The following is a 25815-nucleotide window of genomic DNA, read 5'->3' as shown; positions in this document are numbered from 1 at the left end:
TTCAGCCAAAGGTAAGGCTGTGCAAGGGTAGGGCGTCTTGCCTGCTCCCAGCTTGACAAATCGTCACATGACGTCTATTTCTGCGTCATGTGACTGGGACAATGGAACATTAAAATGGCTGCATTAGAAGCTTACATGACACCGGAGGCACTGCCGGGAACTGAATCCGGTCGAATTGGTAAACTGCTGGGTCTCAAAGCGAAGAGCCCGCTGGACGACATAGGCTTGGCTGACCATATTGCACGCGGTCTTGCCGTATCGGCTGCCGAAACGTTGAGCCTGGCTTTAGGGCGTGCCGCTGTTGTTGGCCCTCTTATCCCCGAAGCAACGCTGCGAAGGGCAAAAAAAGGTCGCAAAGCACTGTCCCGCGAGATGAGTGAGCGCCTGTATGAGGTCAGTCGCGTTGTCGATGCGGTCAGTCGTCTGTACCATGGGGACGAGGCCGCAATATCGCGGTTCTTGAACAGGCCACACAAATTGCTTGCCGGACGAACGCCTATGGAAATGGCGCAGTCTAATTCTGCCGGGGCGGAAGCTGTCATCAACATGTTGAGACGGGCGGAGTCCAGCTTCGCAGTATGACACGTGATCGAAAGCTGGAACAATCCATGTCTGCCTACCGCATTGGAGATCCCAGGGGCGAATTCCCAATCTGGGACGATGGCGGAGCGAGGTTGACGTCAGGCCGTTGGCACGAGGCAGGTGCAGCGGTCATTTACGCGTCAGAATACTATTCGACAGCACTATTGGAAAAGCTTGTTCATTACCAAGGCGAGATTCCATCTGGCCAGCACTTTGTCGAAATTTCAATTCCTGTGGGGATAAGCTATGAGGTCGTCAATACCGACCTGATAGAAGGATGGTCCGCGCCTGATGGTGAAACCGCAAGAAGATTCGGACGCAGCTGGTATTCCGAGAAACGCTCAGCGATTTTGATCGTCCCATCTGTGGTGGCGCGCATGGAAAAAAACATCGTGTTCAATTCGTTGCATGATGATTTCAAGTTGATTTCGGTCGGCTTGGAAATCCCGATTTGGTGGGACGAGCGCCTATTTGCCCAATAACGGCCATTGGTGACCCCTAGGTTGAATAGGAACAAGTTAAATAATGTCCCGCCGCGCTCGTCCCGTTTGATAAACCATGGAACCAGACCAATTGAAGTTTATTGGCCCATGAACGATATTTACATCTGATTACATTGCGGCTAACTCTGAGTTGCTCTCTCCGGGCAAGAAACAACTGCAAGTGAATGTTGGCCATCGATTCGAACGACGAATATAATGAGGTTCTCCCCGCTTTATTGAGAAGCAATTCGGTCTCGGATGCAGTCAATGAAGTGCGCGACTTGCTGAAACTGGATCATATCACCTATCATCTGGCCCACAAGATTGGTGACCCCTTGGACAATCCCTTTGTCCGAACCACCTATCCGCCTGAATGGGTTTCTCATTATTTGCTGAACAATCTCGCATCCATCGACCCGGTTGTTCAGGCTGGTATGACCTCGGCCGATCCTTTTTTCTGGTGTGATCTGGAGACAACGCCTGAAGCCGAAAAGATGTTCGTCGAAGCGTCGAAATTCGGTATTCCTTTGAACGGCTATTCGGTACCGCATCAAGACTCCAAAGGTCGCGGCTCACTGTTTTCGGCAACTCTCGGCGTTGAAAACGGGATGGAACAAGACCGGTTGAGGTCTCTTGCCGAGGTCTTGCAATTATTGGCCAAAGATTTCCACATCAAGGCGATTGCCGAGGTATATTCAAACGACGTCGATATGCCGCAATTGCCACCACGCGAGCTGGAGTGTCTCAAATGGTGCGCCGAGGGTAAAACCTATCTTGAAATTGCAATGATCCTGGAACTGTCCGAGCATACTGTGCGCTCCTACCTCAAATCCGCACGCTTGCGGTTGGATTGTGTGTCTTTGGCACAGGCCGCCAACAAGGCATCAAAGCTCAAGATCATCTGATCTGTCTTGAATGTCATGCCAACGGCCTGGGCGGTAAGGACAGGTTATTCGGCAGGGACCGGTGACATGGCGGCCGAGGGTGCAAGAGCCACCTGTAATGCGCGCCCCAGCAGACTGCCTGAAGCAAAGGCAACCACAACGGCATATACGACCTGGTTGGAAACCTGGGTGATCACATCCGGTGCAATGGCGCGGGTAACGCCATAGGCAAAGTTGCTCCAGAAGAGGATCATCACGACAGCAAAGGTCAGCCATTCACCTTTCAAGGTTACACGGCGATCGTGTTTTTCAACCAGCCAGCGCCGCTGCAGACCAAATCCCGCTACCGCAGCAAGGGCATATGCCGCCACATATGCGATCCAGACGGATTGTCCGCCCGGGGCGGTGATGATTGTCTTGAGCGTGATCAGACCCAGCAATGGCACAAGATAGACAGGCCAGACAGAGGTATCGCGATCCCGGCTGGCACGGATGCCATAACCGATCAAGAAAGCCAGCAAGGGCCAAACCCAGATCGGGGTTCCAAAGATGATGGCAAGAAACATGAAAACGTCCTTTCAGGTTGGTGTAACCGTGTTTTCGCAAAAGGATGGTAGTCACTCAATCCGAACAAATGAGTGTATTGACAGGGGGGGCGCAGCAATATCGACACAGGCGGCGGCCTGCAATCTGTGGGGAAATCCGTCAAAGTTCAGATCCAAAGACCCCAAATCCAGATCATCCACCCTTTTGCCGCCATCACGGGCACCTGGTTCTGTGCTGCCCTTGAAGAAAAACGACGGACCAAAGGCAAAGCCATATTCCAGCGCCTTGGCCCAGGCTTCGGCGCGCACAAAGGTCGCCATAGGATCGGGTGATCGTTGATCGAGGTATTCTGCCTCGATGATGTCATACCGCATGAGCCTGCTCGTGCGGGTCAGTTCCAGATCAACGCCGATCGAACGCCAGTCGGAACTGACAGCGATCAAGGCAAAGGGCCCGCTATAGCTGATCGACACAGGCGGGACCGGACTGCCATCCAGCGCGGCACATAACCGTTTGCCACTGGGCAAGCGCAAGGATTGCCAGCCGAATTTTTCAAATGTGCGCTCCACCGCCCCAACCAGACGCCTGCGTGCCGAAGGGCGGTGGCCACTTTGGGCGTCATATATCAAATGAAGTCCGCCTGATTGTTGGTGACTATCGACGACAAATTCAGATTGGTGTGCGGTCATCTACTATTCCTTTTCGGCTACAAGGGCTGTCGGGGTAAAATATGTTGGCGCAAATCCGGTGGATTCAGGCGGCGCATAGGTCAGTTCCGTAAAGACATCTGCCTGGGTAGGGTCCACAAATCTTGTGCTCAGGATCATTGCACCGGCCGGCGTTGGCTGTGGCGGATCAAAATTCAGAATCTTGAACGTCTTGCCGCTGGGAAATAGGAGAGAGGCACGGACAGGTGCCCCGGTTTGTGGATCGATCCAAAGGGTGATGTTATCGACCACCTGACCCTGCATATGAGCAGCCAGAACTATTCGGATCAATCCATTCTCTTCATTCCAGTTCTGTGCCTGGTAATCCTCGGCAAATCGCAGATTGCCAATATCGCCAAAGCTGGCCTGTCCCAAAACGCGTTGTAGCCGGTTCAGCCGCACCGGCTGCTTGATGCCTGTCATATAGAGCCAGTAGCCTTCTGGTGTTAGCAACACCCGTTGACCCTTGCGCGCCCCGCCAAGTGTCTCGATCCGGCGTTCGCGCTTGGCTGAAAATTCTATCCGCATTGGCAGGGTGCGGCTGCGAATGCCGTTCTTGACCAAGGTGATCCCGGCCAGGACGCGCCCTTGTTCCAGCGGCATGCGATAGGCATCTGCACGTTTCAAAAGCGATTGGATTTCGACCTTGGTCCATATGTGTTGCGCCTGGCCGGGTTGAGCCAGCAACATACAGGTCAGCACAAGAGAAAACAGATACTTAATCATGGCCCAAAGCTTCCACGATCGGCAAGGATGTGCCTTTGCGCGAGGGCCAGATAACGCCAAGCACGCCACTCAGCACCATCACCATCGCCACACCGGCATAGATCCGAAGGTCAATAAAGAAGATCAGCGGGTAGGGTGCGGTGCGCCCCGGTGCTGGGGGCATTTCGACACCTGCGACATTGATGGCAAATGAAAGTACCGCCGCCAGTGCCAGACCAATCAGCGCCCCCATCAATCCAATCAGCGCCCCTTCGATAGAAAACCCAATGCGCATTTCGAATTTTGAGAACCCGATGGCCCGAAGGGTGCCGATTTCGCGGATGCGTTCCATCACTGTCATCATCATGGTGTTTGATACAGACATCAAAACAACCAAGACGATGATCAGGCACAGGATCCCAAAGATGTTGGAATAAAGCGTCACAACCTGTTCGTAGAAAGGGTCAAGCTGCCGCCAGTCCCGCACCTCAAGTTCTGGCAAGGCCGATTGCAGTCTGGTCCGTACAAGGTCGGTATCTGCCGTGTCGTCCAGCACGACCACCACGCGACTCACGTTTTCCGTGTCCAGCAAGGCCGCTGCCACATGCAGGGGCACCATCACGGCACGGGCGTCTTTTTCAGGGACGCCGGTACTGTAGGCACCGGTGCTCAGCACATCCACAGCATTGATCGAACCACTTTCTGTAGTGCCCACAAGAGTCAGCAATTCGCGCGGTGCCCATTCAAGCTTCTGCGCCAGTCTTTCGCCAATCAGGGCCTCGAAATGAGTGCCTTCCACGGACATGAGCTGGCCTCGGGTGATCGGGGCAAAAATGCCGGACAAACGCATTTCCTGTAGCGGTTCCACACCACGTCCCACAATGGCAATGGTGCTTTCACCTTTGGACGTCAGTCCATCAAACAGGATGCGCCGCATGGAGAACCTGACACCCTCTGTCCCTGCGAGAACCTGTGCGATGTGGTCTTGATCTGTAGGGGTCAGGCCGTTGGCGATGTCCGTGTCGGCATCGAAACTACCGGGGGTCGTAATCTGGATATGTCCGACATCAGCACGGATCGTGCTTTCACCAAGGCCAAAGAATGTCGCCAACATAAAGCATAGTGTCATGGCCATCGCCGTCGTTCCGATGGCTACAACGGTACTGGCCATCAACGTCCGTCGCCGGTTGCGCAACACATTGCGCAGGGCATGAGCAAACCATTTCATGGTAAAATTCTCCCATCTTCAAGCGAGATAATGCGGCTGAACCGATCCATCAGGCGATTGTCATGTGTCGAGGTGATGAAGCTGGTGCCGATCTGTCTGCGCATGTCATCCATCAAATCCATCAGCCCAAAAGCCGAAGCCGCATCCAGATTTGCGGTGGGTTCATCCGCAAACACCAGACGTGGCTGGCGGACCAGCGCACGTGCCACAGCCACACGTTGCTGTTGTCCCCCTGACAACTGGTTAGGGCGGTGGTTCAACCGCTCGCCTAATCCCACGAGGTCAAGCATCTCGGAGGCCTGTTTTCGTTTCACGCCCGCCTTCATGGGCGCATGGAAAAGCGCCATTTCAACATTTTCGACAGCACTCAGGGTTTGTACCAGATTGAAACTTTGGAAGACGAAACCAAAATGTTTCTGGCGCAGGCTACGCACGGTTTTTTCGGATGCGCCCTTCAGCGTTTGACCGTCAAAAAAATATGACCCGCTATCAGCCTGGTCCAACAATCCAAGAATATTCAACAAGGTACTTTTGCCACTGCCCGACGGGCCACTGAGTGCGCAAAATTCGCCTGACTGAATGTGCAAGGTAATGCCATCCAGGGCCTGAACCCGACCTTCGCCTTCACCAAAACCTTTTTTGATCTCGGTGAGGGCCAGCAGGGGGAATGTTGTACCTATCGGCCCAACATCACTGGGGGCACATGAACTATGAGCGTTCATCGAACACACTCTGCGCTACCTTGGCGTTTGCCGTTTTGGCACGTTCCAGCAGAATTTTCGCGGATTCCCCGTTGCCGTCCTTATTGGCATAGGCCGCTGCGATCGACAGTGCCTGGGCGCGCAGCTCGGGTGCCAGGTCATCAAACCGGGGATGCTCAAGCAGTCTTGAGATGATCTGACGGGCCAAGGGTTCACGTTTGAACATCGCGGGCAGGCGTGCGTTGGTGAAACCGGCAACCATCAGGATTTCCAGCTCCGGGTCCAACCCGTGCGAAGGTGCGCCGGTCGAACTGGCCACGGCCTCGTCCAGCAATTCCAGTCCGACGTTCACATATTTCAACTTGTTCCACGGCATCAAGGCGTCGCCCCCCACCATGGTCAACAAACTGCCCTTGTAAGCCAGCGCCACGGCGTCACTGGCGTTGGATTTCAGCATTGCCTCGGCAGAGCCAAGGGCGCGCTTCACCGCGTCCCCGCGCTCCTCGACAGCGGTTGCATATTGGGTGCTGAGAGTCATGTAATTGGTATCCTTTGCGAATGTCGGCGTAGCGCCGGTCAAGAGAGCTGTGAGCAAGAGCGCGCGTGTTGAGGTCACTAAATTCATGATGGCTCCGTTGGTTGAGTGAGCGTTGCGATCCGCGCCGCCAGGTCCGCAGGCATGACGCAGGGCTCTTTGGTTTTGGTGTCGAAACAGGCTGTTGCCACGTCGATATTGGCTGCCAGATGCGCGCCTACATGCAGTTGAGATCGCCACCACACTTGACTGGCACCAGATTTCAGCACCTGCGTCGTCACCATCGCCGTTTCATGCAGCAATACGGGTCGGCGGTAGTCAGCGCGGACACGGTTTACCAGCAACCAGATGCCGTGTTCTGCCTCAATCTGACCCAGATCAATGCCCGCAGAGGCGACGAATTCTGTACGGCTGCGTTCCGCGATGTCCAGGTATCGTGCGTGATAGACTACGCCCATCGCGTCAGTATCGGCATAGACGACCTTGAAGGGCATTGGCTCGATCGGAAACGCCTGGGACAGACGGCCTAGGTTTTTCACCTCGTGAACTGGGCTCATGTCAGGTCCTCCGCAATGCGGCTGACCACGGCGGCAAAGGCCACGCCTGTAATGTCCAGACCAGCACACAGGACGTTATGCGGTCGGCTGTGATCGGGCAGACAGGCTTCGGCCACAGCACTTGCCCCAGCGCCAAGAATGGCAATCGGGGTATGTGCCGGGCCATATCCGTTTCCTGTCACAGGGCTAAGCCGTTTGACCTGAGCCTCATCGAAACGCGCGAGCGCCGTCAATTCCGCCTTGGCGAAATAGCCCGGTCCGGTGCCCCCCGCGACGACAAGATCAACATCTGCATCGCCCAATCCTGCCTGCAGCAATGCCGCGTCAATGGCACGGGTCAGTGCTGCACCCTTGCGGCCAATACCCAGATAGGTGCCATCCTGTCCTTCGGACCAGCCGGTTATCTCGGCCATTGGTGCGGTCTGCCGCTTTGTCAGGGATGCCTCGCTTTCAAAGAGAATAGCCGCCGCACCTTCACCAAAATTGATGCCCGGTTGATCGTCAAAAGGTGTCACAGGTTCCCCCGCCAAGAGGCCCGCATGATCATAGAACTGATCCAACAGGTCGGTGTGTTCATCCGCTGCTGCGCTGATCACGCGGTCCTGACGTCCATTGGCAATCAGTTCGATGGCATAACCCATACCCCCCGCCGAACCACAGAGCGTCGTGTTGTACCCTTTCAGTCCATAGGCGATTGAAACTTGGCCTGCAGGCGCATTGTTGGTTGTGTTGGGAAACTGGGTTGCGCTGGCAAAGCCGGGACCATCGATTGCAATGGATTCCATGTATTTTTCGGTAGATTTTTGCGCGCTGGTCACAACGGAATAGATCAATCCGGTTTCCGTCCGCAGGTCGTCGCTCAATCCTGCCCGGTCCAAAGCCTCACCCGTGGCCGAAACTGCAAATTTCACCATCGGCGAGGTTCGCCCGATCTGTCGCTTGAACGCCTTGGGCAGGCGATCATCCGTAACTTTGTAGATAGTGTTTTGGGGTTCATCCTGCGCGAACATCATGTTCACCAGATCTTCTGAACCGACCCGTCCTGAGGCGTTCACCGTGCTTTTGCCGGAGATAAAAACGCGGTTTTGTCTCTGTTTTGCAGATGCGCCGCGCACCTTGCGCGACACAGATCGCTGCAACACCACAGAGGCATTGTTCCCTCCAAAGCCATAGTTGTTGCACACAAAGGTATCGACCTGTCTGGCACGGGGCGCGTTTGGTACAAAGTCAAGGTCTTCGCAGCCTGCGCGCAAACCGCTAAAGCCCAGAGTCGGGGGGATCATGCCTCTTCCTGCAGCACCCAAGGTCAAGGCTGTTTCGATCACACCACTGGCCCCCAATGTGTGACCAAAGATGGATTTGGGCGTGGAAAGAGGCACTCTATTGCCAAAGATCGCAGCGGTGGCGCGGCTTTCGGCAACGTCGTTTGCATCCGTGCCGGTGCCATGGGCAGAAAGGTAATCCACCTCATCCGGAGCGACGCCCGCGTTTGCCAATGCAGCATTCAGAACACGCGCGATGCCGTCGCCATCATCATCCGGTGCGGTTGCATGATGGGCATCTCCGGATAGCGCATACCCCAGTATTTCCGCCTGTACCCCCGCACCACGCTCTGCAGCCTGGTCAAGACGTTCCAGGATGAACACCCCGGCACCTTCGCCTAATGTTATTCCGGGATTGGTGCCAAAGGGCGAACAGCCATCCGCAGCCAAGGCCCGCAGGCTGTTGAATCCTGCCAGTACCGCCAACGAAACAGTATCGGTTCCCCCCGTTATTACGACATCTGCCCGGCCGGAACGGATCAGATCAGCCGCCGAACCCATCGCCCCGGTAGAGGAGGCACAAGCAGAAGAGATCGTGCGGCGTACGCCCTTTGCGCCGGTTGCAGCTGCAACAGCGGAACAGATGTGGCTCGCCGGAATCGCCAGAACGCGCCGCGGATCGGTCTGTGCAAGTGTCTTGTCGCGCGAGGCTTCGAACAGATCCTCTGTGGTGACGAGTCCTGAATGGGAAGTGCCCAGAACAATCGCCACGCGTTCGGGATCATAAGATTTCAGATCCAGGCCAGCATCATCAAGTGCACGATCAAGCGCATCGAGAAGATACCACACAGCCCGGTCCATCCAAGAACGGCGCATGCTGTCTGGCATTGAATTGGCGTCATCAGCCAGATCAAAAGCACAGGCCAGATCGGTTTCACACCAGTCGGTGTCAAATCGATCGATCTTGCGAAAGGCGTTCTTGCCGGACAATGCCTGATCACACAGGCGGTCCAGATCATCGGCAACTGGCGTGACGACACCGATACCGGACAGAACCGGGCGACACTGTGCCGCTTCGAAAGGCAGGAACACTTCTTGTGCACTGTTCTGCGCTTGTTGGAAGGTTTGGTTGTTTGTATTCAAAGTCATCTGTGGAATCCCCCATCGATACGGATCACCGAACCATTCACGTAGCTCGACATCTCTGACGCCAGAAAGGCAGCAGTCTTGGCCACATCCTCGGGATTGCCCATGTCGCGCAGGGCAGTGCTGTCGAGAATGTGGGAATAGGCGCTTTCCGGAAGCTCATTGACCATGTCAGTGCGAATGAAGCCCGGCGCGATTGAATTGACGCGTATGCCATCCGTGCCCAGATGCCGCGCCAACATGCGGGTCATGCCGTTGATTCCGCCCTTGGTGGTGGAATAGACAACCTGACCCTCTTTGCCGGATACAGCTGCGAGCGAGGAAAGGTTCACAATATTGCCGCGTGTCTTGCGCAGCATCGGCACCGCCGCTAGTGCCAGACGTATTGTGCCCAACAGATTGGTATCGACAACAGGTTCGTAATCCGCCAGTTCCAGCGCGGCAAAAGCCCCATCAAAGGTCCGGCCTGCGTTGTTGATCAAGGCGTCCAACCGACCAAAGCGATCCTGAACAACACCCAATAGTGTTTTCGCGCCTTCGGAACTGGTCAGGTCAGATTGCAGAACCAGCGCTTCGGCTCCTGTTTCGGCCAAGGCTGTGCGGGTTGCTTGCGCAGCGGTTTCGTCGCCACGATAGGTCACAGCAAGTTTCGCACCGTTTCGGGCCAGATATTCGGCAATTGCGCGCCCAATGCCACGGGTGCCGCCTGTCACAATGCAGACGCGGTCCTTTAGAAATGCCTCAGACATTCGTTTTCTCCCTTATGAAGTGAGGTGGCCCTGCACGATACCCGTGCCGGTTCCGATGATGTTTCCTGAAAACTGCAGTTTCCCAGTGCCGACAAAATCGGTCAGCATATCGGCCACAGCGCCTGCGTCATTGGGCTTGTAGCGCATGGCATATGACTTCAATTCGGCCGAGGCTTTACGAAACATCGAAGCCGTGCTGGGGTCGGAAACCGGTTGTACCAACATCGAATTGACCGAAATTTTCATCCGAGAGTACTCTTTGGCAAGCGATCGTACTGCCCCGGCCCGGGCCTGCGCACAGATTGGCGCACAGGGGGTTTCCAGATGATAGGCAAAGCTGTCATCAAAGTCGGCAACCCAGAACTGGCCGCCGCCACGACCCATCAACAATTGCAAAGCGGCCTGGGCCTGTGTCAGGAACGCCTTGGTCTTTTTTCCGACCATTGCGATCAGGGCGGATGTGTCGGCGTCCAGCAATGCCATTTCGTCATGCATATAGGGGGTGAAAATGACCCGCAGCTCACCTTCGATCAGATCACGACAGGCGTTCAGGTCAACCGCTTTGACATCGGCGTCGAATTCAATGACCTTGTGGCCCTGGGCTTTTAGACTGGCGATCTGGCAGGCTTTCAGCGTGCCGGTCTCCCCAATGACAATTACAGTTTTAACAGACATGGATAAGGGTCCTTTTAGATTGAGGATCAGGCAGCCAGCTCAGCAACCGCATAGTTCCAAGAGGTTGTTTCAATGGAGAGAATCCCGATTTTGTCGCCGGGTTTGATACGCCCGCGCTCGCGCGCGAAATCCAGGGCCATGAACATGGCTGCTGCAGGAATGTTGCCAGTTTCATTGCCGTAATAGCAAAAGCCCAATTCCTCGGGAGAACTGCCCGCATCGGAAACTAGATCCACCATTGACTTGTTGACCTGCGGTATGATCGTGACATCAAATTCACCCGGGCCGCGGCCTGTGTGCTTTGACAGTTCTTCATAGCCACGGGCGACAACCATGGGCAGCGTGGCGCTGATGGCTTTGTGGTTATGACGGGTCTCGATCCGGCCATCTGATTTGGTGTGGAGCGAAAAGCCTGCCTTGTGATCGGCAAAGCAGGACTGCGTGCCGGAATATCCAATGATAAATCCGTCCTTGTCGCGCTCTTTCGCAACCGAAGACGCCTCGACCACGACGGCACTCGCGCCATCTGCAAAAAGCAATCCGTTTACAACATCGTTAAAACGCGGCTCCTCCATTTCGCGCAGCTTCTTGAGATAATATTGGCTCGTGCATTCCGAACTGACGATCAGCACATTTCGTGCCTTGCCAGTTGCCACCAACATCTGCGCCACATTCAGTGCCTGAATGGAGGCTGAACATCCGCCGCGTACATCGAGTAACTGTGCATTTTCAATGTTCAGACGTCGTTGCAGTTGCAGCGCAAAGGGCGGCAACATCCCATCGGGTGTGGTGGAATTGGTGATAATCGCGTCCACATCCTGCGCCACGAGGCCGGCAGATTTCAGCGCAACCAAAGCGGCCAGCGCGCCCATTTCTGTGGTGGTGAGTTCGACCTCATCACCATTTTCTGCAGTGACCTTGCGGCGTGCCCCTGTTGCGGGGTCCAGTACATAATGGCGGGTATCCACACCAAAGTACTGGTGAAACATGTCAATGGGTAGGGTCGGCATCGCCTGGGAAAGCTGGTCAGATCCGACCGGCTCCCCCGGAAGATACCGGCCCGTACCGGTGATCAATGCGGTCTCTGGTACGGGGCGTATCATTATGCGGCCACCTTCTGGGCAGAACGCTCGACAAAGGAAACAAGTCGGTCAAAGGTGCCAAGGTGATCTTCGAAGAACTCTTTGTTGGGGGCTTCGACATCAATGTTGAAATGCCGCTTCAACAGAGAAACGATTTCCAGAGCATCGACGCTGTCCAAGGCCAGACCGTCATCTCCGATGATGGTGACAGTGTCGGTGATTTCTTCCAGATCGATCCCGAGATCGCCCAGTTCAAGGCCGGTATACAGAACGTCTTCTTTCAGGATGTCAGCAATAGATTTGGTCATGAATTTTGTCCTAACTGTTGGTTGAGTTTATTTCGGGCCGGCACGACCCAGGTGGTTTAAGGGTTAAAGGTTGCGGTTGAAGGGTGGGCGGGGGTCTTCGTCAGGCCGCGGTGGCGGCCTCACGAATGGAGAGTTGAACATCAGCACGCGCCGCACGTTGGCGACCGATGAACGCGGTGCATTTCGCATTGGCAAAACCGGTGGTCAGTGTCTGATCCGTGTCCAGCAACACCGCGCGAATCCGCAGGTCCTGCGGCGGAATTACCGGCTTGGTAAATCGGGCTTTGCTGACTCCGGCCATAAGACCCGCTTTGCGTTCGCCGAACTGATGGGCCAATGCCACCCGCGCTGCCTGTGCCATTGCTTCGATGATGAGCACCCCTGGAAAGACCGGCTCTCCGGGGAAATGGCCTTCAAAAAAAGGCTCTGCACCGGACACATGGTAAATCGTTTCAATCCCACCGTCCGGTAGCGGCTCATATGAGTTGACAAAAAGGAAGGGCGGACGCTGACGCAGCAGCGAAAGAATGGGGGCATTCATTGGGGGTCTCCGGCGTTGGATCGGGTGGTAAAATCGACAATTGAAAGGATCTCGCCGTTTTGGCGCACCGTTCCGGTCAGCGAAAAAAGTGGAAATGAAATCTTGTGTATCCGAACTGAGAGTTCCGCGGGTGTATGGGGGTCAAGTGTACCCAACCATCTGGCATCCTCGACCGAAGCCAGGACACCTCCGGCGCGTGAATTGGTAAAGTTGCGCAGCAACAAACTCGACAATTGCGCAAGTGCCTCGATCAACAGAGGATTGCGAGAGGGCGGCAGGTAACGCTCCGGATGGGCAAAGGTCACAGCGCCCAGAATCTCGGTAAGGTCATCGGATACTGCACAGACTTTATCGACGTAAAGAAAAGGCAAGGTCTGGCGCAGTTCGCCGATCATCGTGTTCAGTTGATCCAGAGTGGGCGGGGAAGAGGCAGTCAAGGTCATGGTTTTTCCTTCACTCCAGAAATCAGGCCGCAAGGCGCGGGGACCGAGGTTGATCGATGCCAACGGCACGCAGGAAACCTTCGGGCTGGCGGAACAGGGGGAACGGGATACCGATCTTTTGCTGCATCTGTGCAATCACTGCGGGGGTCACCTCAAAGGAGGCACAAAAAACCGGTTTTTCCCCATAGCCATCCGCCTTGCCATGCAGGTCATAGCGAAGCCCGGCGCGACGGTAGATCCGGCTCATGCAGGCCTCAAAGTTCGAGACCAGCTTTCGAATGCCCAAAGCATTTGCAGCCTCGGCAAGACCCAGAAACAGGCGGTTGAAGGCTTGTGACGCGTCAAGACCAAAATCACGCTGGATCGCGGTTTCGTTGATGCACATGCGGGTGCCTTCCCAGACATCATCCGCAATCAGATCGGTGCTGCTATCGTGGGTGGCATGGAACACATCATGGAGCAATGTCGGCCCGGTCGTGACCATCAGACGCACCATGCCATACATGGTTTCACGATCCTCAGAGCACCAGACAACATAGGACGCACCCATCATGTCATAGATGTCATATTCCATGTCGTCCTGGACCGGCACATTCCATTTTAACTGGTCTGCAAACACCTGCTTGCGCAGCTTCATGGCCTTGATCAGCAGGTCCCTATTCTGGGCTGTCTGGTGTGGCTGGATCGTTGTGAACATCTGTTTCTCTCCCTTTTGTTGAGGAGAGGTATAGGGTTCAAAATAGGGGTCGGCATATTCCCGCACATTGAGGTACCGGAATGGATACGCGCAATTGAGGGGGTCCGGATGCACCGCCTGAGCCGTGCCAGCGTCTCAGTCAAGGACCGTTTCACATGCCCTTAGAAACAGGTGCATTTTCGGATAAGTCTTGTCTAAATCTTGCCTAATAGCGGCTCAGGAATAGGCGAAAACTGCAGTTCCCTTACACACAGCAGGAAAGCAAACAGGATCAAAATGCCAAAGGCACCCGCAGGGACGCTGGTTGAGAGGTTTGGGAAACCCGTGGTGCGGTCAATTCCTTTGACGTTTAATCAGGTAAAGGCCTGTTACCAGCCCGCGCATCACCACAGGTTCACAGCAAAATGACAGGGTCATTCAACCGATCCTCAGATTTCGCTGACTTGACCCACGGCAAGGACATCGCCCGTTGGCGCGCCGGTCGGGGATCCGCCGGAAGGTTCGTCACTGATTGCCAAGGTAGCACCGGCAATTTGTGGCGCGAGACTCGAATTGACTTGCAGTGCCGTCACGGCATCGGCTGAAAGCAGGCCAAGTGATACCGGTGCAGAGGCACCCTCGGCGATCAGCCACAATTCGAGTGCACGGCCATCAGCCGCTGCTCCGACCAGTCGGTCGATCTGCAACCTACCTGTTTGCGGGAAATAATTTGCGACAACAACCAGCGATGCATCTTCGGCTGCAACCTGTGCTGTGAAGGCAGGTTCTGCAGGGGGCGGATTGACAAAGGACAGGACGGCGATGATGGCAATCAATGCGACAGTCGCGCCCAGTCCGAAGCTGGTGAACCAGCGCCATCTTGACCCGGGTTTGTCGCCTGCAGTTCCGAATAACCTGTCGTCGATACGCACCTTGATGTCGGAAGACGGCACTACAGGCGTAAAACTTTCCGCCATTGCAGCAAAATGGTGGTCCCAGTCCCTCACGCGTTCTAGCAAGCGGGAGTCCGTCACCATGCGGTCTTCAAAGGCTTGGCGTTCCTCCGCATCAAGAAGATGCAGCGCATATTCACCCGCAAGGGCGTCGTCGTTGCTATGATCTTCTTGCGGGGTCATCGAGTCAGACATTCTTTCAATTTTATCAGACTGCGGCGCAGCCAGGTTCGCATTGTATTTAGCGGCACATCGTACCGAGTTGCCAGTTCCTGATAGCTATAGCCTTCAAGGTAAGCAGATTTCACTGCGGTTGCTTTTTCTTGCTCCAGTTCGGCCATACAGGCATCTATCTGTGCACGCTCCGATGTTGCGATGGCCTGAGCTTCGGGCCCGGGTTTGTCATCGCTGAGGTCGTACATTTCATCTATATCGAAAGTGCGTCCTTTTCTGGTGCGCAGTTTGTCAATCGCGAGATTACGCGTCAAAGTGATGAGCCAGGTCATCGGGCTATACCCGTTTGCGGCATAGCTACCCGACTTCTGCCAAATCCTCACAAAGGCTTCTTGTAGTGTCTCCTCCGCTTCTGCACGGTTATTCAAGATACGAAGACAGACGCCAAAGAGTTTCGCCGAAGTCGCCTCATACAAAGCAGAAAAAGCCTTGCGGTCGCCCAGACTGACCCTGGCAATCAGATCTTCGATTTCATCTCTGGTGGTCATGGGGCAGTTGGGACCTTTAATAACTGGGCTTTGTTGCAGTGCTTTTGTATGGATCAGGATATAGTGCGGTTTCGCAACCTGTCATGCGAATATAAAGCATTTACCCAAATTCCCTGTTCACAAGGGGCATCAAAGCGCCAAAAATGTATCAGAAGCCCCATGCTGACGGTAATTGCCGCTTTTGATCACACGCCCATTTGAGCAAAGTGAAGTTGGCTGGCGCTTTCCTTGAAACTCGATGGCTTTGGGCCACGTATCTTCATCAATACCGAATAACACGGTCCGCGGGAGTAAAGCCGCCTTGCCCGAATTCGATTTTGATCTGAACCTGAAAAGAAAGCCATTGAAAATGCACAAAGTCTGTATCGCCTTGATCGCGGCCATTGCCTTGAATGTAGCTCCAGCAAAAGCGCATGAGGTCTGGATCGAACCGGCACAGTGGACGATAAACGTCGGTTCGGAAGTCGCTGGACAGATATTGAACGGCCAGAACCTCAAGGGGATCAAACTGTCGTGGAATGACAAGGCAACGCTACGCGCGGAAAAATGGCAGGGTGCAGATATGGAACCGATCGTTGGTCGTCTGGGGGATGTACCTGCGCTCAGAACGGCTGCGACAGAGGATGGGTTGGTGACCCTACTTTATCAATCCGGGTTGAGCACGATTACCTACAAGGAGCACGAAAAATTCGCCAGTTTCGTTACTGAAAAGGGCCATCAGGCAATTTTGGACGCCCATGCCGCACGCGGCCTGCCACAGGCACCGATCAAAGAGGCCTATTCACGGTTTGCCAAAGCGTTGATTGCCGTTGGAACGGGACAGGGTCAGGATGCAGCGCGGGGTCTGGAATTGGAAATCGTCGCGCTCACTAATCCCTATCGCACGCCACTTGATCAGGACCTGCGTTTTCAACTGCTTTATCAGGGGGCACCTCTGGTAAATAATCGAGTGACAGTATTCGCCCGACAGGCGTCGGGTGAGGTCACTGAAAACTATTTGCAAACTGACGGGAACGGCGAGGTTTCGTTCAAGCAGGTTGCTGGGCGCATCTATCTTGTTGATTCAGTATTGCTGCGCGAACCAGCGCGTGAAGTTGTCGCAGAAACCCGTGGGGCAATTTGGGAATCCCTTTGGGCATCGCTCACGTTTCGAACGCCCGATGCTCAATAAAGCCCGTTAATTTCCAACGGCAAACGCTCCACCTTGCGTTCTTTCAACAGGCTCCGTGGCGGCTCAGAGGCGTCTGCCTTGCGAATTTTTTGAAACTGGCGGCGTGCAACGGTACTGGCCTTGTGCTGACTGTCGATCACCGTAGGGCGCATAAAGACAAACAGGGTGCGGCGCGTCTGGTTCTTGCTGCGCGAACGGAACAGCCCGCCGATTATCGGCGCATCGCCAAGGCCTGGCACCTTTCCATTGACGGAACTATTGTCGTCAGTGATCAGCCCGCCAAGGACAACAGTTCCACCGTCCTGGGCCTGAACGGTTGTTTCAATCACACGGCGGTTGGTGATCAAGTCCGCAGCCCCCTCGACATTCGCATCGACAAGGCTTGAAACTTCCTGCGAGATGTCCAATCGCACGATCCCATTGGAGGTAACGCGCGGCAGCACTTGCATTGTGATGCCCACATCGCGCCGCTCGATGGTGGTAAATGGTGTGGCTGTATTGCCATCAGTGGCGAATGATCCGGTGCGAAACGGTACGTTCTGGCCTACGACAATTGTTGCGGGTTTGTTGTCTGTGGTGGTGATCGACGGTGTGGATAAAAGGTTCGCCTGCGTCGATTGCGAGAGCGCTTGCACCAGGATGCCGAAATTGTCCGCGGAACCGCCCAAAGTCAGACCGCTGGCAAGACCGGCTGCCTGGCTGACGCCAAGTGCACTAAGGACATTGCCCAGCGATGTGCCACCGTTGCTGAACGATGTGGCCGCGATCCCGCCACGCGGGATGTTGTCCCCAAGGCCAAGCTGCACGCCAAGGCGTTCTGCGACTTCACCCGAGACTTCTACAATGGCTGCCTCGATCATGACCTGGGCCGGGCGCTGATCAAGCGCTGCAATCAGGTTGGAGGCTTCCTGAATCTGGCGTGCGGTGCCGCGGATGACGATCGAATTGGTCTCTGTCGAGGCTTGAACCGATACTTCGGGCGCCGGTCCAGAGGGCAGGGGGGCACCTTCGCCCTCTACCGCATCGGCGACGGGGTTAACAATGTCGGTGCCACCTTGCAGTGTATTGGCAACGATCTCGGCCACGATTTCGGCATCGCCGAATTTCAGCGCGTACAGATGCGTGCGCTTTTCTACCTGTGGGTTATTGCGCGGGGCAACATCCAGATCGCGCGCCAGCTGTCTTATCTGGCTGATGTCGCGCTCTGTACCGCGTACGAGCAGCAGGTTCGAGGCGGTATCAACCGAGATTCTTGCGCCTGTGCCGGATGTGCCCAGAACGTCGGACATGGCCTGGGCTACGGTATCAGCTTCGGCAAAGTTGAACCGGATGACTTCGGTACGTTGTTCTTCGGGGGTGTCGAAGGTGCGGGCGATGTTGACGATGCGGTCCACATTGGCCTGTGTATCGGTGATGATGATCGCGTTGGGATCTGTCAGTGCTTCGATGTATCCCGTCTGCGCGACAAGCGGGCGCAAAACCCGAACTGCCTCGGCAGAGGGGAGGCGGTCGAGCGGTACCAACTTGGTGATGACATCCTGATCCCCGCCGCGCCCTCCCGGCGGAGTGGTGCCGCCTTTGGCGATTGATTGCGTTTCAGGCACGATTTCCCAGATGACACCGGCTTCGACCGCTACAAAGCCGCGCACCCGCAGCATGGACTGAAACAGCGACCAAACACCCGCTTGGGTCAAGGGTTGCGCGGAAATGACGGTGACATCGCCGGTCAGCCCGGGATTGATGACCAAAGTGCGTTGCGTGATCTCTGATACCTGTTCAGCCAATACAGAGATTTCAGCATTGCGCAGATTGATGGTAAAATCGGCATCTGTATCGTTGAGCGGGGCAAGCTGTGCCGCAAGCGCCGTCGGCAACAACCATGCCAGAAGCAAGAGATGGGCAACAAATCTGCAGATTTTTCTGGTTTCCAAGCTCACTACCTCAACGGGAACGTCAGCAACAATGCTTGCCCGTCCCTCACCACTTCCAAACGCGCGATGCCCGATGCAGCCACGGTATCATATAGGGCGCGATCCTGATCCAGATCACCAACGGCTTGACCGTTCAACCGCGTTACCACATCGCCGGGCCTTAGCCCAGCCAAAGTGACACCAATGTTGGGCTCTGCATTGATACGATAACCGTTTTCCACCAATTCGACACCAACCGCATCCATTGCCGCCTGTGGATTCTGGGTGATCCGGTCACGCCACAGGTCGATATATTCATCCGTCGTTTCCGGCGGGGGTGCCTCGCGTAAATCAATAGATCCCTGTCCGGGAACGATGGCCGCTGCCAGCCTGGCAAAGGGATCGTTGTTGTCCTCGACCGTGGGTTCGGCCGTCTGCGTCAACGGGTCGTTGCCGTTTTCGATACCGTCAAACCCTATAACAAGCAGGCCGTCTGCATGTTTGAGTGTGATCGTATCCGAATTGATTGCAACAAGTTCGGCGGCTTGCACCGTTTCTCCGATGCGAACGACCGCTGTGCTGCCATTTACCAGGATAAAAGCGCGCGATTGCGCTGGATCAGGATCGACCAAAACGCCGCGCAGTGCTACGTCAGATTTCATTGCTGATGAGCCGGCTTGCGAAACTTGATCCGGCGCGGGGGTCTGTCCAAAAGGTGCCAATGCAAGGATCGTGTTGATGTCATGAGGGGTATCTTCCACTTGATCGGCAGGCGGCACGGACACCTCCAAAGGCAGCAGGCCGGTATAACCTCCCGCATGCCAGCCAAGCCGCAATGCAGCAAAGACCAGTGAGGCAAGCAAGCCCAGACCGACAAATAGGGTAAGCAGCCATAGTCGCCCGGATGTCATTGCACCGCCCCCATCAGGGCAAGGTAACCCGTCAATGACACAAGAGAGGCATTGGCTCCGGCTGCGGCATCCGCCACCTGTACCGTGACCGCATGCAAGCCGGACCCGGTCAAGGGACGGGCTTCTTGTGTGACGGACCATTCCACCCCAAGCGCCACGGTCCAGCGTGGATCAACCGTGATGCCCAATGTTGTGGCCGCCAGCGCATTTTCTGCCACCCACCGTGCTACAACGCGATCTGATAACCCTCTTGTGCCTGCCGCGTGACGTTCTACACCCGTCATCAACGTCATGGATCCGATCGCCAAAACCGCGAGAGCAACAAGCGTTTCGATCAATGTAAACCCCGCGTCGCGGCTGTGGTTGTCCATCAACGCTCCTCCTGCAAGATATTGGCGGCCGCACCGTCAAAGAGCACCACCCGACGAAACATACCGGCCTCCAACTGCAATCTGCTACCGCCTTGCGGCGCAGGCAGCAAATCCGGCGTTATCCGCAGATCACCTTGTCGCCTGCCGTCGCGGTCAGTCAACAGGGTGCTACCCGTCAATGTGTGATCCTGGTTCAGGGGGGCAGTTGATGCTTTGTGCCATGCGGAGTCTCGCCACTGCGCAAAATTGTACCCTGCAGCGGTCCAGTCCAACCGGTACTGATGCCCGCCGACCAAACTGCGCTCGGCGGCGATATTCAGGCGCGATGCAAGCAGCGCGGCTTCCTGATCGAGCGTGCGGGTTCCTGCGCCGGACGGCAGGGCATAGGTCACAATACCGGCGCTCACACCGATCAGTGCCAGTACGACAAGTACTTCGATCAAGGTGACGCCACTGTCCGTGATCCGCTCTTTACCCATTGGCGGCTTGCCTATTGCCAAAGGCAATGTCGGCATTCACACCTTCCCCGCCGGGTTGGCCGTCAGCACCCAAAGTGATCAGATCGAATTGCCCGCTTTGTCCCGGAGAGCGATAAACATAAGGGGTGCCCCACGGGTCTTGCGGCATGACACTGAGATAGCCGTCAGAGGCCCAACTCACCGGCTCTGGCGGTACTGTCGGGCGGTTGACCAATGCGGACAAACCCTGTGCAGTCGTCGGATAGGTCCGGTTATCAAGCCGGTAGATTTCAAGGGCACCCGCGATGGAGCGCAGATCACTTTGCGCGACAGTCACGCGCGCCTCGTCAGGGCGGCCGATCACACTTGGTACCACCATGGCGGCGACCACAGCGATAATGACCAAAACCACCATCATCTCGATCAGCGTCACACCGGCCTGCGCGTCACGTCGCTTTTTGCGTTTGCCAACTGCAGGTTTATTCAACATCATGAAACTCTTTTCCTGTCTGCACCGTTAGTAATGTAGTGTCGTCGTCACCAGACAGGAATGCCGCCAAGAATTCCCGTTTTGACCTTAACATAGAAATGCGTAGTGGAAAGCAATAAAACGTATTCAAATCAAAAAGATAAGGCGAAAGCGCGGGAAGGTTCCGGGCCCGAAGAAGCTGTGGTTGTGCCATTTCCAAGCACTGCCATTGCGGCGCAGGATCAGGCATTCACCTTCCTGCTTACGGCTGAGCAACACAATGCCATATATGTCGTTCCTGCTGAATTAGTCACGTTTCACGTGATTGATCTGCCAGTGCGATCTACCCGGCAACGTCAGGCTGCGCTCCCCTTCGCGTTGGAGGAACGTGTGGGTCAGCCGCTTGAACACGTCCATTTCGCACTGTGCAGATCAACACGAGAAGGCAAGACTCTGGCCGCAGTCGTTGATGCGGAACTCATGAAGAAATGGGTGACAGAGTGGCCGGACACACCCTTGATCCCTGAACAGACATTGATCCCCACGGGGACATCCGGCGTAGACGGGCGGGAAAGCTGGCGGACTTACCGCGAAGGCAACAGGGTTCTGGTGCGGGTGTCTGACGGGACGGGGTTTGTCGCGCTTGCAGATAAGTTGGGATTGCTGTGGCGTGCAGCGAACAAACCTGACGTGGAGAACTATGGAGCCCCCCTGCCTTCGGAAATGGTGTGGACCGACAGCTCCGATAAAGGAATTCCAACTGAACCGGCCCTTATCGAAAACGATTTGCGGCAAGGCATCCATCGACCTTCACGCGGTCTGTGGCGACCGCTGAAATACCTCGTCGCAAGTGTCATGCTGGCCGGCATCGTCCATCTGGCAATCGCCGTCGCTGATGCCCGCGCGCAGCGTGCCATCGCCGAGGGTTTACGGGAACAAGCCACAACAGCCATTGCGGCCCGGCTGCCCTCTGTATCGGTCGAGACCGCGCCGGAAGTGATATTGCGTCAATTGCATGCGCAAAGCCGCCCACAGCGGGGATCATCATTCTTGCCCTTGATGGACAGTGTTGCGCGTGCATTGTTGGGGGCGGATGATGCGCTCAGGTTTCGACAATTGAATTGGGACACTGACGGTTTACGCCTTACCGTAGAGGCCTCTGACCTCGATGCATTGCAACAGGCCGAGGCGCGGCTCAAGTCGGCGGGTCTGCGTGTCACAAGCGGTTCCGCAACAGCCGACGCCGGGGCTGCACGCGCTGAATTGACGGTGCAGAGATGAGGGCATTCCGTAACCTCACCCTGCGCGAACAGATCATGGTGTCATGCGGGGGTGCGATCCTCGTGGTGCTGGCACTTTGGTATTATGTCTGGCAACCGGTTATGTCGGACCGCAGCCTTCAGGCGGATCGGATCGCACGTTACCTCACGATTCTGGACATCGCCCGCACAACCCGCGAGGATGCCCCGCGAAAGGTAGTGTCTACACCCAGTAGCACACCATTAGCCCCCCTTGTTACTCAAAGTGCGCAGGCCGCGGGCATACCGCTGTCGCGTCTCGACCCCGAAGGTGCGCGATTGCGGGTGACAGTTGCCAAACTCGGCTACAACGAAGCGACCACTTGGATTGCAAATCTTGAATCCGCCAGCGGTCTGCGCCTGCTCTCGGTCGAAATGACGCGATTGACAGAACCTGCGCAGGTGTCCTTGCGCATGACTCTGGAGCAGGCGCAATGACCGTCACCACGTTAAGCTACGGATTTGCCAAGGCCAACGGCGTGCTGCTGGACAACACCGATGCCCCCGGTGGCCCGCCGGTTTGCCGTCATCTGCCAGACGCTTCCTTGTCTGCCCTGCTTGAAGCACAGCGGATCGCGGGCTGTCTGGTCAGGTTTGATCCGATGGACGCCCAGAACTTTGACGCGGCCTTGTCAACCACCTATCGAGACAGTGCATCTCAGGCCGCGCATATGACGGAGGATGAAGGCGACGATCTCAGCGCGCTGGCGGAAACTGCTGCATCCGTCGATGATTTGCTGGATCAAAAAGACGACGCGCCCGTGGTTCGTTTGATCAACGCGCTGCTGCTTGAGGCAGTCAAGGATGGCGCGTCGGACATCCATATCGAGGTTGAGGAAAAACGGCTTGTCGTGCGGTTTCGTGTCGATGGTGTGTTGCGCGAGGTTTTGGAGCCGCGCCGCGCTCTGGCTCCGCAATTGTCCAGCCGCCTCAAAGTGATGGGCAAACTCGACATCGCTGAAAAGCGATTGCCGCAGGACGGGCGTGTCAGCTTGCGGGTGGGCAGCTATGAATTGGATGTGCGCATTTCGACCCTGCCGTCGCAATTTGGTGAACGCGTCGTGCTGCGTTTGCTTGATCGGGGCCAGACCCAACTTGGCATTGCGCATCTAGGAATGTCAGAGCGTGACAGTGCCACATTCAATCAGATCATCACGGCACCCGAAGGTCTTGTTCTCGTCACCGGGCCAACGGGTTCGGGCAAGACCACATCGCTTTACGCTGCGTTGCATGCGCTGAATGACCGACAACGCAACATACTGACGGTCGAAGATCCTATCGAATACTCAATGGACGGGGTCGGGCAAATTCAGGTGAATGCCAAGACTGAAATGACCTTTGCGCGCGGGTTGCGTGCGATATTGCGGCAGGACCCTGATGTGATCATGGTCGGCGAAATCCGCGATGGCGAAACCGCAAAGATCGCCGTAGAAAGCGCGATGACCGGTCACTTGGTTCTGTCCACCCTTCACACAAATACGGCAATTGGGGCTGTGTCGCGATTGATTGATATGGGGGTGGAACGATTTCTGCTGGCCCCAATGGTGCGCGGGTTGATTGCGCAACGATTGGTGCGCAAATTATGCCCTGAATGCCGGACACCCCATCACGTAACCGCGGCGGATGCTGCCTTGCTTTCAGAGGCGCTGGTGGTGGGTGCGGCGGTCTTTGCGGCAAGGGGCTGTGACGCCTGCGGGCAAACCGGATACCGGGGGCGGCTGCCCGTCTATGAGATTGTTGCGATGTCGCCTGCGTTGGAAACCATGATCCACGAAGGGGCCTCTGAGGCGGCGCTGACAGCCGAGGCGCGTAAGATTGCACCAGGGATACTGCAAGACGGCGCTGCAAAAATTCGTGACGGGCTGACCACGATACAAGAGGTTGCGCGCGCCGTGCGCGATGACGGTCTGATTGGGGAAGGTTGAAGATGCCAGCGTTCCTTTATCGTGCGGTTGATCCGGCTGGCAAAAGATCGAAAGGCTTGCTTGAGGCCGCTAACGAAAGCGCGGTGCGTGCCGATTTGCGCAAACTCAACTTGCTACCTTTGACCGTCGAAGCAACACAACAGCGATCAGGGGTGTCCGGCGGTTTGCGCTCTTACCGGATGAACCTGAAAAAGCAGGTGTTGGTCACGCGCCAACTTGCCACGCTACTCGGGGCGCAGGTGCGGATCGAGGATGCGATCAAGGTCGTCGCGGAACAGATGAAAGGCGCACGCGACGTGTCGTTGCTGTTGAATATGCGCAGCGCTATCGTCGATGGCCGCAGCTTTGCCGAAAGCCTTGAGGAGGCGAGGGGAAGTTTTGACGAATATTATCGCGCTTCGGTGCGGGCGGGCGAAAGCGCAGGCAAACTGCCCGAAGTGATGGAACACCTCGCGCTGCATATCGAGGACCGCGCGCGCAATCGGCAGACCCTGCAACTTGCGTTGATCTATCCTGCGTTGCTGGCGTTTGTGTCGTTGAGCGTAATCGTAGCGCTGCTGACATTTGTGGTGCCGGATATTGTGCGTGTGTTCACCGCACGGGGGGCGGAGCTTCCGGCGCTGACGCGGGGATTGATCGCAATCTCCGACTGGCTACAGCGTTGGGGAGTGATCACGGCGGGAATTTTTGTCGCCGCGCTTGTAGGGGCGCATGTTCTTTTGCGTCAGCCTGCCTTGAGGCTCAATTGGGATAAATGGCTGACCCGTGCGCCGGGGATCAATACCTTGGTGCTGCGCCTGAATTCCGCGCAGTTTTCAGGTACGCTTGCCACGCTGGTCCAATCTGGTGTGCCGCTGGCTGACGCATTGGCGGCGGCGTCCGGGACCGTGCCCAATCGCTTTATTCGTGCACGGGTGGCGCAGATTACGCGTAATGTGCAGGACGGGGCAGTCCTTTCCAAATCCGTCCAGGCGGCTGGAGTCTTTCCACCCATGCTGGTGGCGATGATTGCCAGCGGTGAGGCGGGCGGCAAACTGGGGGAAAGTCTGGAGCGCGCAGCCAATGACCAGACGGCATCGCTCAAGGCAACTGTGACGGCGATTGTCGCTTTGGTCGAACCAGCAGTCCTTTTGATTATGGGCGGGATTGTAATGTTGTTGGTAATGTCGATCCTGATGCCGATTGTGGGGTTGAATGCATTGGCTGGATAGTCAGAATGTCAGGCTCAGGTTGATCGGGCCACCGCGTGGAAACTGCGGGAAAATATCCGCAGCCGTTGGTTGGATCTCAATGTCAAGGGTGCGGGCGCGGCGCAGTTTTATTTCTGCAAGTTCTGACGCTTGCCTGCCTGTGAGCGTCGCGATCGCATCGGTGCCGTCACCACGCAGGCGCAAGGCAAGTGGTGGCAGGGAAATCTTGCGCTGTTTCATTGCGCATGTGCCTTCGGCGGTTGTGATTACACCGCTTGCTGCTGCCCTGCGCCATCCCCAGAAAAATCCGACATCGCGCAGGTTGGCTGTCATGTCACAACGCCATGCTCCCGGCACCAGCCGTGCGAGGCCAGGGCCGGCTCTGCCTTGGACCCCCTGCAATGTGATGCCGCTAAATCCATATTGCACTTCGCCTGTCACCCGCGAGTCACTGCCATCCAGCGTGAAACTGGTGGCAAGATGAGGCAGAGCAAAGAAAGCGGGAGTTGTGGTCCAGGCAACCTGATAACCGCCAACCAGATCCGCACGACCTTTGCGCAGCGAACCATAGAGGGTGACCACCGCTGGTGCCAAATTCATGTTTCGTGTAAGCAGGCTTAGCGGCATC

31 protein-coding genes are annotated in these 25815 nt (G+C 56.1%); 8 read left to right on the top strand and 23 right to left on the bottom strand.

The features are described 5' to 3' along the window. Positions 1-114 precede the first annotated feature (114 nt). The 3 genes from OS190_RS13325 (at position 115) to OS190_RS13315 (ending at position 1969) form a co-directional block, all read left to right on the top strand. On the top strand, positions 115-582 hold the full coding sequence (locus tag OS190_RS13325; protein ID WP_267159208.1) for an antitoxin Xre/MbcA/ParS toxin-binding domain-containing protein: 468 nt from the start codon (positions 115-117) through the stop codon (positions 580-582). After that, positions 579-1064: an RES family NAD+ phosphorylase gene (locus OS190_RS13320; protein WP_267159207.1), complete on the top strand. Its 486-nt coding sequence runs from the start codon at positions 579-581 to the stop codon at positions 1062-1064. The genes OS190_RS13325 and OS190_RS13320 overlap by 4 nt, the downstream gene beginning before the upstream one ends. 185 nt (positions 1065-1249) lie before the next feature. After that, positions 1250-1969 (top strand): LuxR family transcriptional regulator, encoded by a 720-nt coding sequence (locus tag OS190_RS13315; protein ID WP_267159206.1) that lies wholly within the window; start codon positions 1250-1252, stop codon positions 1967-1969. Between the two features lie 44 nt (positions 1970-2013). On the opposite strand, the gene OS190_RS13310 is transcribed toward OS190_RS13315, so the two are convergent. From OS190_RS13310 to OS190_RS13230, 17 genes are all read right to left on the bottom strand, one after another. Continuing rightward, a complete protein-coding gene (locus tag OS190_RS13310; RefSeq protein ID WP_267159205.1) occupies positions 2014-2514 on the bottom strand; it encodes a hypothetical protein in 501 nt (166 codons plus the stop codon). A 51-nt stretch (positions 2515-2565) separates the two neighbouring features. Then, entirely contained in the window at positions 2566-3183 is a 618-nt protein-coding gene (locus OS190_RS13305; protein ID WP_267159204.1) for a 4'-phosphopantetheinyl transferase family protein, read from the bottom strand. 3 nt (positions 3184-3186) lie between these two features. After that, complete coding sequence (locus tag OS190_RS13300; RefSeq protein WP_267159203.1) at positions 3187-3927, bottom strand: outer membrane lipoprotein-sorting protein; 741 nt, start codon at positions 3925-3927, stop codon at positions 3187-3189. Further along, positions 3920-5134: an ABC transporter permease gene (locus tag OS190_RS13295; protein WP_267159202.1), complete on the bottom strand. Its 1215-nt coding sequence runs from the start codon at positions 5132-5134 to the stop codon at positions 3920-3922. Before OS190_RS13295 ends, OS190_RS13300 begins: the two co-directional genes overlap by 8 nt. After that, positions 5131-5856, bottom strand: a complete 726-nt coding sequence (locus tag OS190_RS13290) for an ABC transporter ATP-binding protein (protein ID WP_267159201.1) — start codon at positions 5854-5856, stop codon at positions 5131-5133. The genes OS190_RS13295 and OS190_RS13290 overlap by 4 nt, the downstream gene beginning before the upstream one ends. Then, positions 5843-6460: a hypothetical protein gene (locus OS190_RS13285; protein ID WP_267159200.1), complete on the bottom strand. Its 618-nt coding sequence runs from the start codon at positions 6458-6460 to the stop codon at positions 5843-5845. Before OS190_RS13285 ends, OS190_RS13290 begins: the two co-directional genes overlap by 14 nt. Continuing rightward, positions 6457-6927 carry an acyl-CoA thioesterase gene (locus OS190_RS13280; protein WP_267159199.1) on the bottom strand — a complete coding sequence of 157 codons (471 nt, stop codon included), beginning with the start codon at positions 6925-6927 and terminating at the stop codon, positions 6457-6459. Before OS190_RS13280 ends, OS190_RS13285 begins: the two co-directional genes overlap by 4 nt. Beyond that, positions 6924-9338 (bottom strand): beta-ketoacyl-[acyl-carrier-protein] synthase family protein, encoded by a 2415-nt coding sequence (locus OS190_RS13275; protein WP_267159198.1) that lies wholly within the window; start codon positions 9336-9338, stop codon positions 6924-6926. The genes OS190_RS13280 and OS190_RS13275 overlap by 4 nt, the downstream gene beginning before the upstream one ends. After that, a complete protein-coding gene (locus OS190_RS13270; RefSeq protein WP_267159197.1) occupies positions 9335-10084 on the bottom strand; it encodes an SDR family NAD(P)-dependent oxidoreductase in 750 nt (249 codons plus the stop codon). The genes OS190_RS13275 and OS190_RS13270 overlap by 4 nt, the downstream gene beginning before the upstream one ends. Positions 10085-10096: 12 nt before the next feature. Beyond that, positions 10097-10759: a hypothetical protein gene (locus tag OS190_RS13265; protein WP_267159196.1), complete on the bottom strand. Its 663-nt coding sequence runs from the start codon at positions 10757-10759 to the stop codon at positions 10097-10099. Positions 10760-10785: 26 nt separating this feature from the next. Further along, positions 10786-11862 carry a 3-oxoacyl-ACP synthase III family protein gene (locus OS190_RS13260; RefSeq protein WP_267159195.1) on the bottom strand — a complete coding sequence of 359 codons (1077 nt, stop codon included), beginning with the start codon at positions 11860-11862 and terminating at the stop codon, positions 10786-10788. Next, entirely contained in the window at positions 11862-12149 is a 288-nt protein-coding gene (locus OS190_RS13255) for an acyl carrier protein (protein ID WP_267159194.1), read from the bottom strand. Before OS190_RS13255 ends, OS190_RS13260 begins: the two co-directional genes overlap by 1 nt. A gap of 100 nt (positions 12150-12249) precedes the next feature. Next, complete coding sequence (locus OS190_RS13250) at positions 12250-12690, bottom strand: 3-hydroxyacyl-ACP dehydratase FabZ family protein (protein ID WP_267159193.1); 441 nt, start codon at positions 12688-12690, stop codon at positions 12250-12252. After that, complete coding sequence (locus OS190_RS13245; RefSeq protein ID WP_267159192.1) at positions 12687-13133, bottom strand: hypothetical protein; 447 nt, start codon at positions 13131-13133, stop codon at positions 12687-12689. Before OS190_RS13245 ends, OS190_RS13250 begins: the two co-directional genes overlap by 4 nt. A gap of 22 nt (positions 13134-13155) precedes the next feature. Beyond that, the gene (locus OS190_RS13240) at positions 13156-13830 is read right to left on the bottom strand and encodes an acyl-homoserine-lactone synthase (protein ID WP_267159191.1); all 675 of its coding nucleotides are present in this window, start codon (positions 13828-13830) and stop codon (positions 13156-13158) included. 428 nt (positions 13831-14258) lie between these two features. Beyond that, positions 14259-14945: an anti-sigma factor gene (locus tag OS190_RS13235; protein WP_267159190.1), complete on the bottom strand. Its 687-nt coding sequence runs from the start codon at positions 14943-14945 to the stop codon at positions 14259-14261. Next, the gene (locus tag OS190_RS13230; RefSeq protein WP_267159189.1) at positions 14942-15484 is read right to left on the bottom strand and encodes a sigma-70 family RNA polymerase sigma factor; all 543 of its coding nucleotides are present in this window, start codon (positions 15482-15484) and stop codon (positions 14942-14944) included. The genes OS190_RS13235 and OS190_RS13230 overlap by 4 nt, the downstream gene beginning before the upstream one ends. Before the next feature lie 301 nt (positions 15485-15785). Between OS190_RS13230 and OS190_RS13225 the strand changes: the two genes are divergently transcribed. Next, entirely contained in the window at positions 15786-16655 is an 870-nt protein-coding gene (locus tag OS190_RS13225; RefSeq protein ID WP_267159188.1) for a DUF4198 domain-containing protein, read from the top strand. Here the strand turns inward: OS190_RS13225 and gspD are convergent. Genes gspD through gspG form a run of 5 tightly spaced genes read right to left on the bottom strand, consistent with a single transcriptional unit; the run spans position 16649 to position 20798 of the window. Beyond that, positions 16649-18586 carry a type II secretion system secretin GspD gene (gene gspD, locus OS190_RS13220; RefSeq protein ID WP_267159187.1) on the bottom strand — a complete coding sequence of 646 codons (1938 nt, stop codon included), beginning with the start codon at positions 18584-18586 and terminating at the stop codon, positions 16649-16651. The genes OS190_RS13225 and gspD overlap by 7 nt on opposite strands. Positions 18587-18591: 5 nt before the next feature. Next, complete coding sequence (locus OS190_RS13215; protein WP_267159186.1) at positions 18592-19476, bottom strand: type II secretion system protein N; 885 nt, start codon at positions 19474-19476, stop codon at positions 18592-18594. After that, a complete protein-coding gene (gene gspI / locus OS190_RS13210) occupies positions 19473-19847 on the bottom strand; it encodes a type II secretion system minor pseudopilin GspI (protein ID WP_267159185.1) in 375 nt (124 codons plus the stop codon). Before gspI ends, OS190_RS13215 begins: the two co-directional genes overlap by 4 nt. After that, complete coding sequence (locus OS190_RS13205) at positions 19847-20362, bottom strand: prepilin-type N-terminal cleavage/methylation domain-containing protein (protein WP_267159184.1); 516 nt, start codon at positions 20360-20362, stop codon at positions 19847-19849. The genes gspI and OS190_RS13205 overlap by 1 nt, the downstream gene beginning before the upstream one ends. Then, the gene (gene gspG, locus OS190_RS13200; RefSeq protein ID WP_323370707.1) at positions 20319-20798 is read right to left on the bottom strand and encodes a type II secretion system major pseudopilin GspG; all 480 of its coding nucleotides are present in this window, start codon (positions 20796-20798) and stop codon (positions 20319-20321) included. The genes OS190_RS13205 and gspG overlap by 44 nt, the downstream gene beginning before the upstream one ends. Positions 20799-20981: 183 nt before the next feature. On the opposite strand from gspG, the gene gspL reads away from it, so the two are divergent. Genes gspL through OS190_RS13180 form a run of 4 tightly spaced genes read left to right on the top strand, consistent with a single transcriptional unit; the run spans position 20982 to position 25208 of the window. Continuing rightward, complete coding sequence (gspL, locus tag OS190_RS13195; protein WP_267159183.1) at positions 20982-22055, top strand: type II secretion system protein GspL; 1074 nt, start codon at positions 20982-20984, stop codon at positions 22053-22055. Beyond that, the gene (locus tag OS190_RS13190) at positions 22052-22510 is read left to right on the top strand and encodes a type II secretion system protein M (RefSeq protein WP_267159182.1); all 459 of its coding nucleotides are present in this window, start codon (positions 22052-22054) and stop codon (positions 22508-22510) included. The genes gspL and OS190_RS13190 overlap by 4 nt, the downstream gene beginning before the upstream one ends. Next, positions 22507-23997: a GspE/PulE family protein gene (locus tag OS190_RS13185; protein WP_267159181.1), complete on the top strand. Its 1491-nt coding sequence runs from the start codon at positions 22507-22509 to the stop codon at positions 23995-23997. The genes OS190_RS13190 and OS190_RS13185 overlap by 4 nt, the downstream gene beginning before the upstream one ends. A gap of 2 nt (positions 23998-23999) precedes the next feature. Next, a complete protein-coding gene (locus OS190_RS13180; RefSeq protein ID WP_267159180.1) occupies positions 24000-25208 on the top strand; it encodes a type II secretion system F family protein in 1209 nt (402 codons plus the stop codon). Here the strand turns inward: OS190_RS13180 and OS190_RS13175 are convergent, their stop codons facing one another. Beyond that, a complete protein-coding gene (locus OS190_RS13175; protein WP_267159179.1) occupies positions 25209-25814 on the bottom strand; it encodes a hypothetical protein in 606 nt (201 codons plus the stop codon). Position 25815 lies beyond the last annotated feature (1 nt).

Origin of the sequence: Sulfitobacter sp. F26204, from assembly GCF_026410305.1 — a bacterium.
Classification (GTDB): domain Bacteria; phylum Pseudomonadota; class Alphaproteobacteria; order Rhodobacterales; family Rhodobacteraceae; genus Sulfitobacter.
Note: the sequence above shows the minus strand (reverse complement) of the source record. Positions and strands in the feature narration are given on the sequence as shown.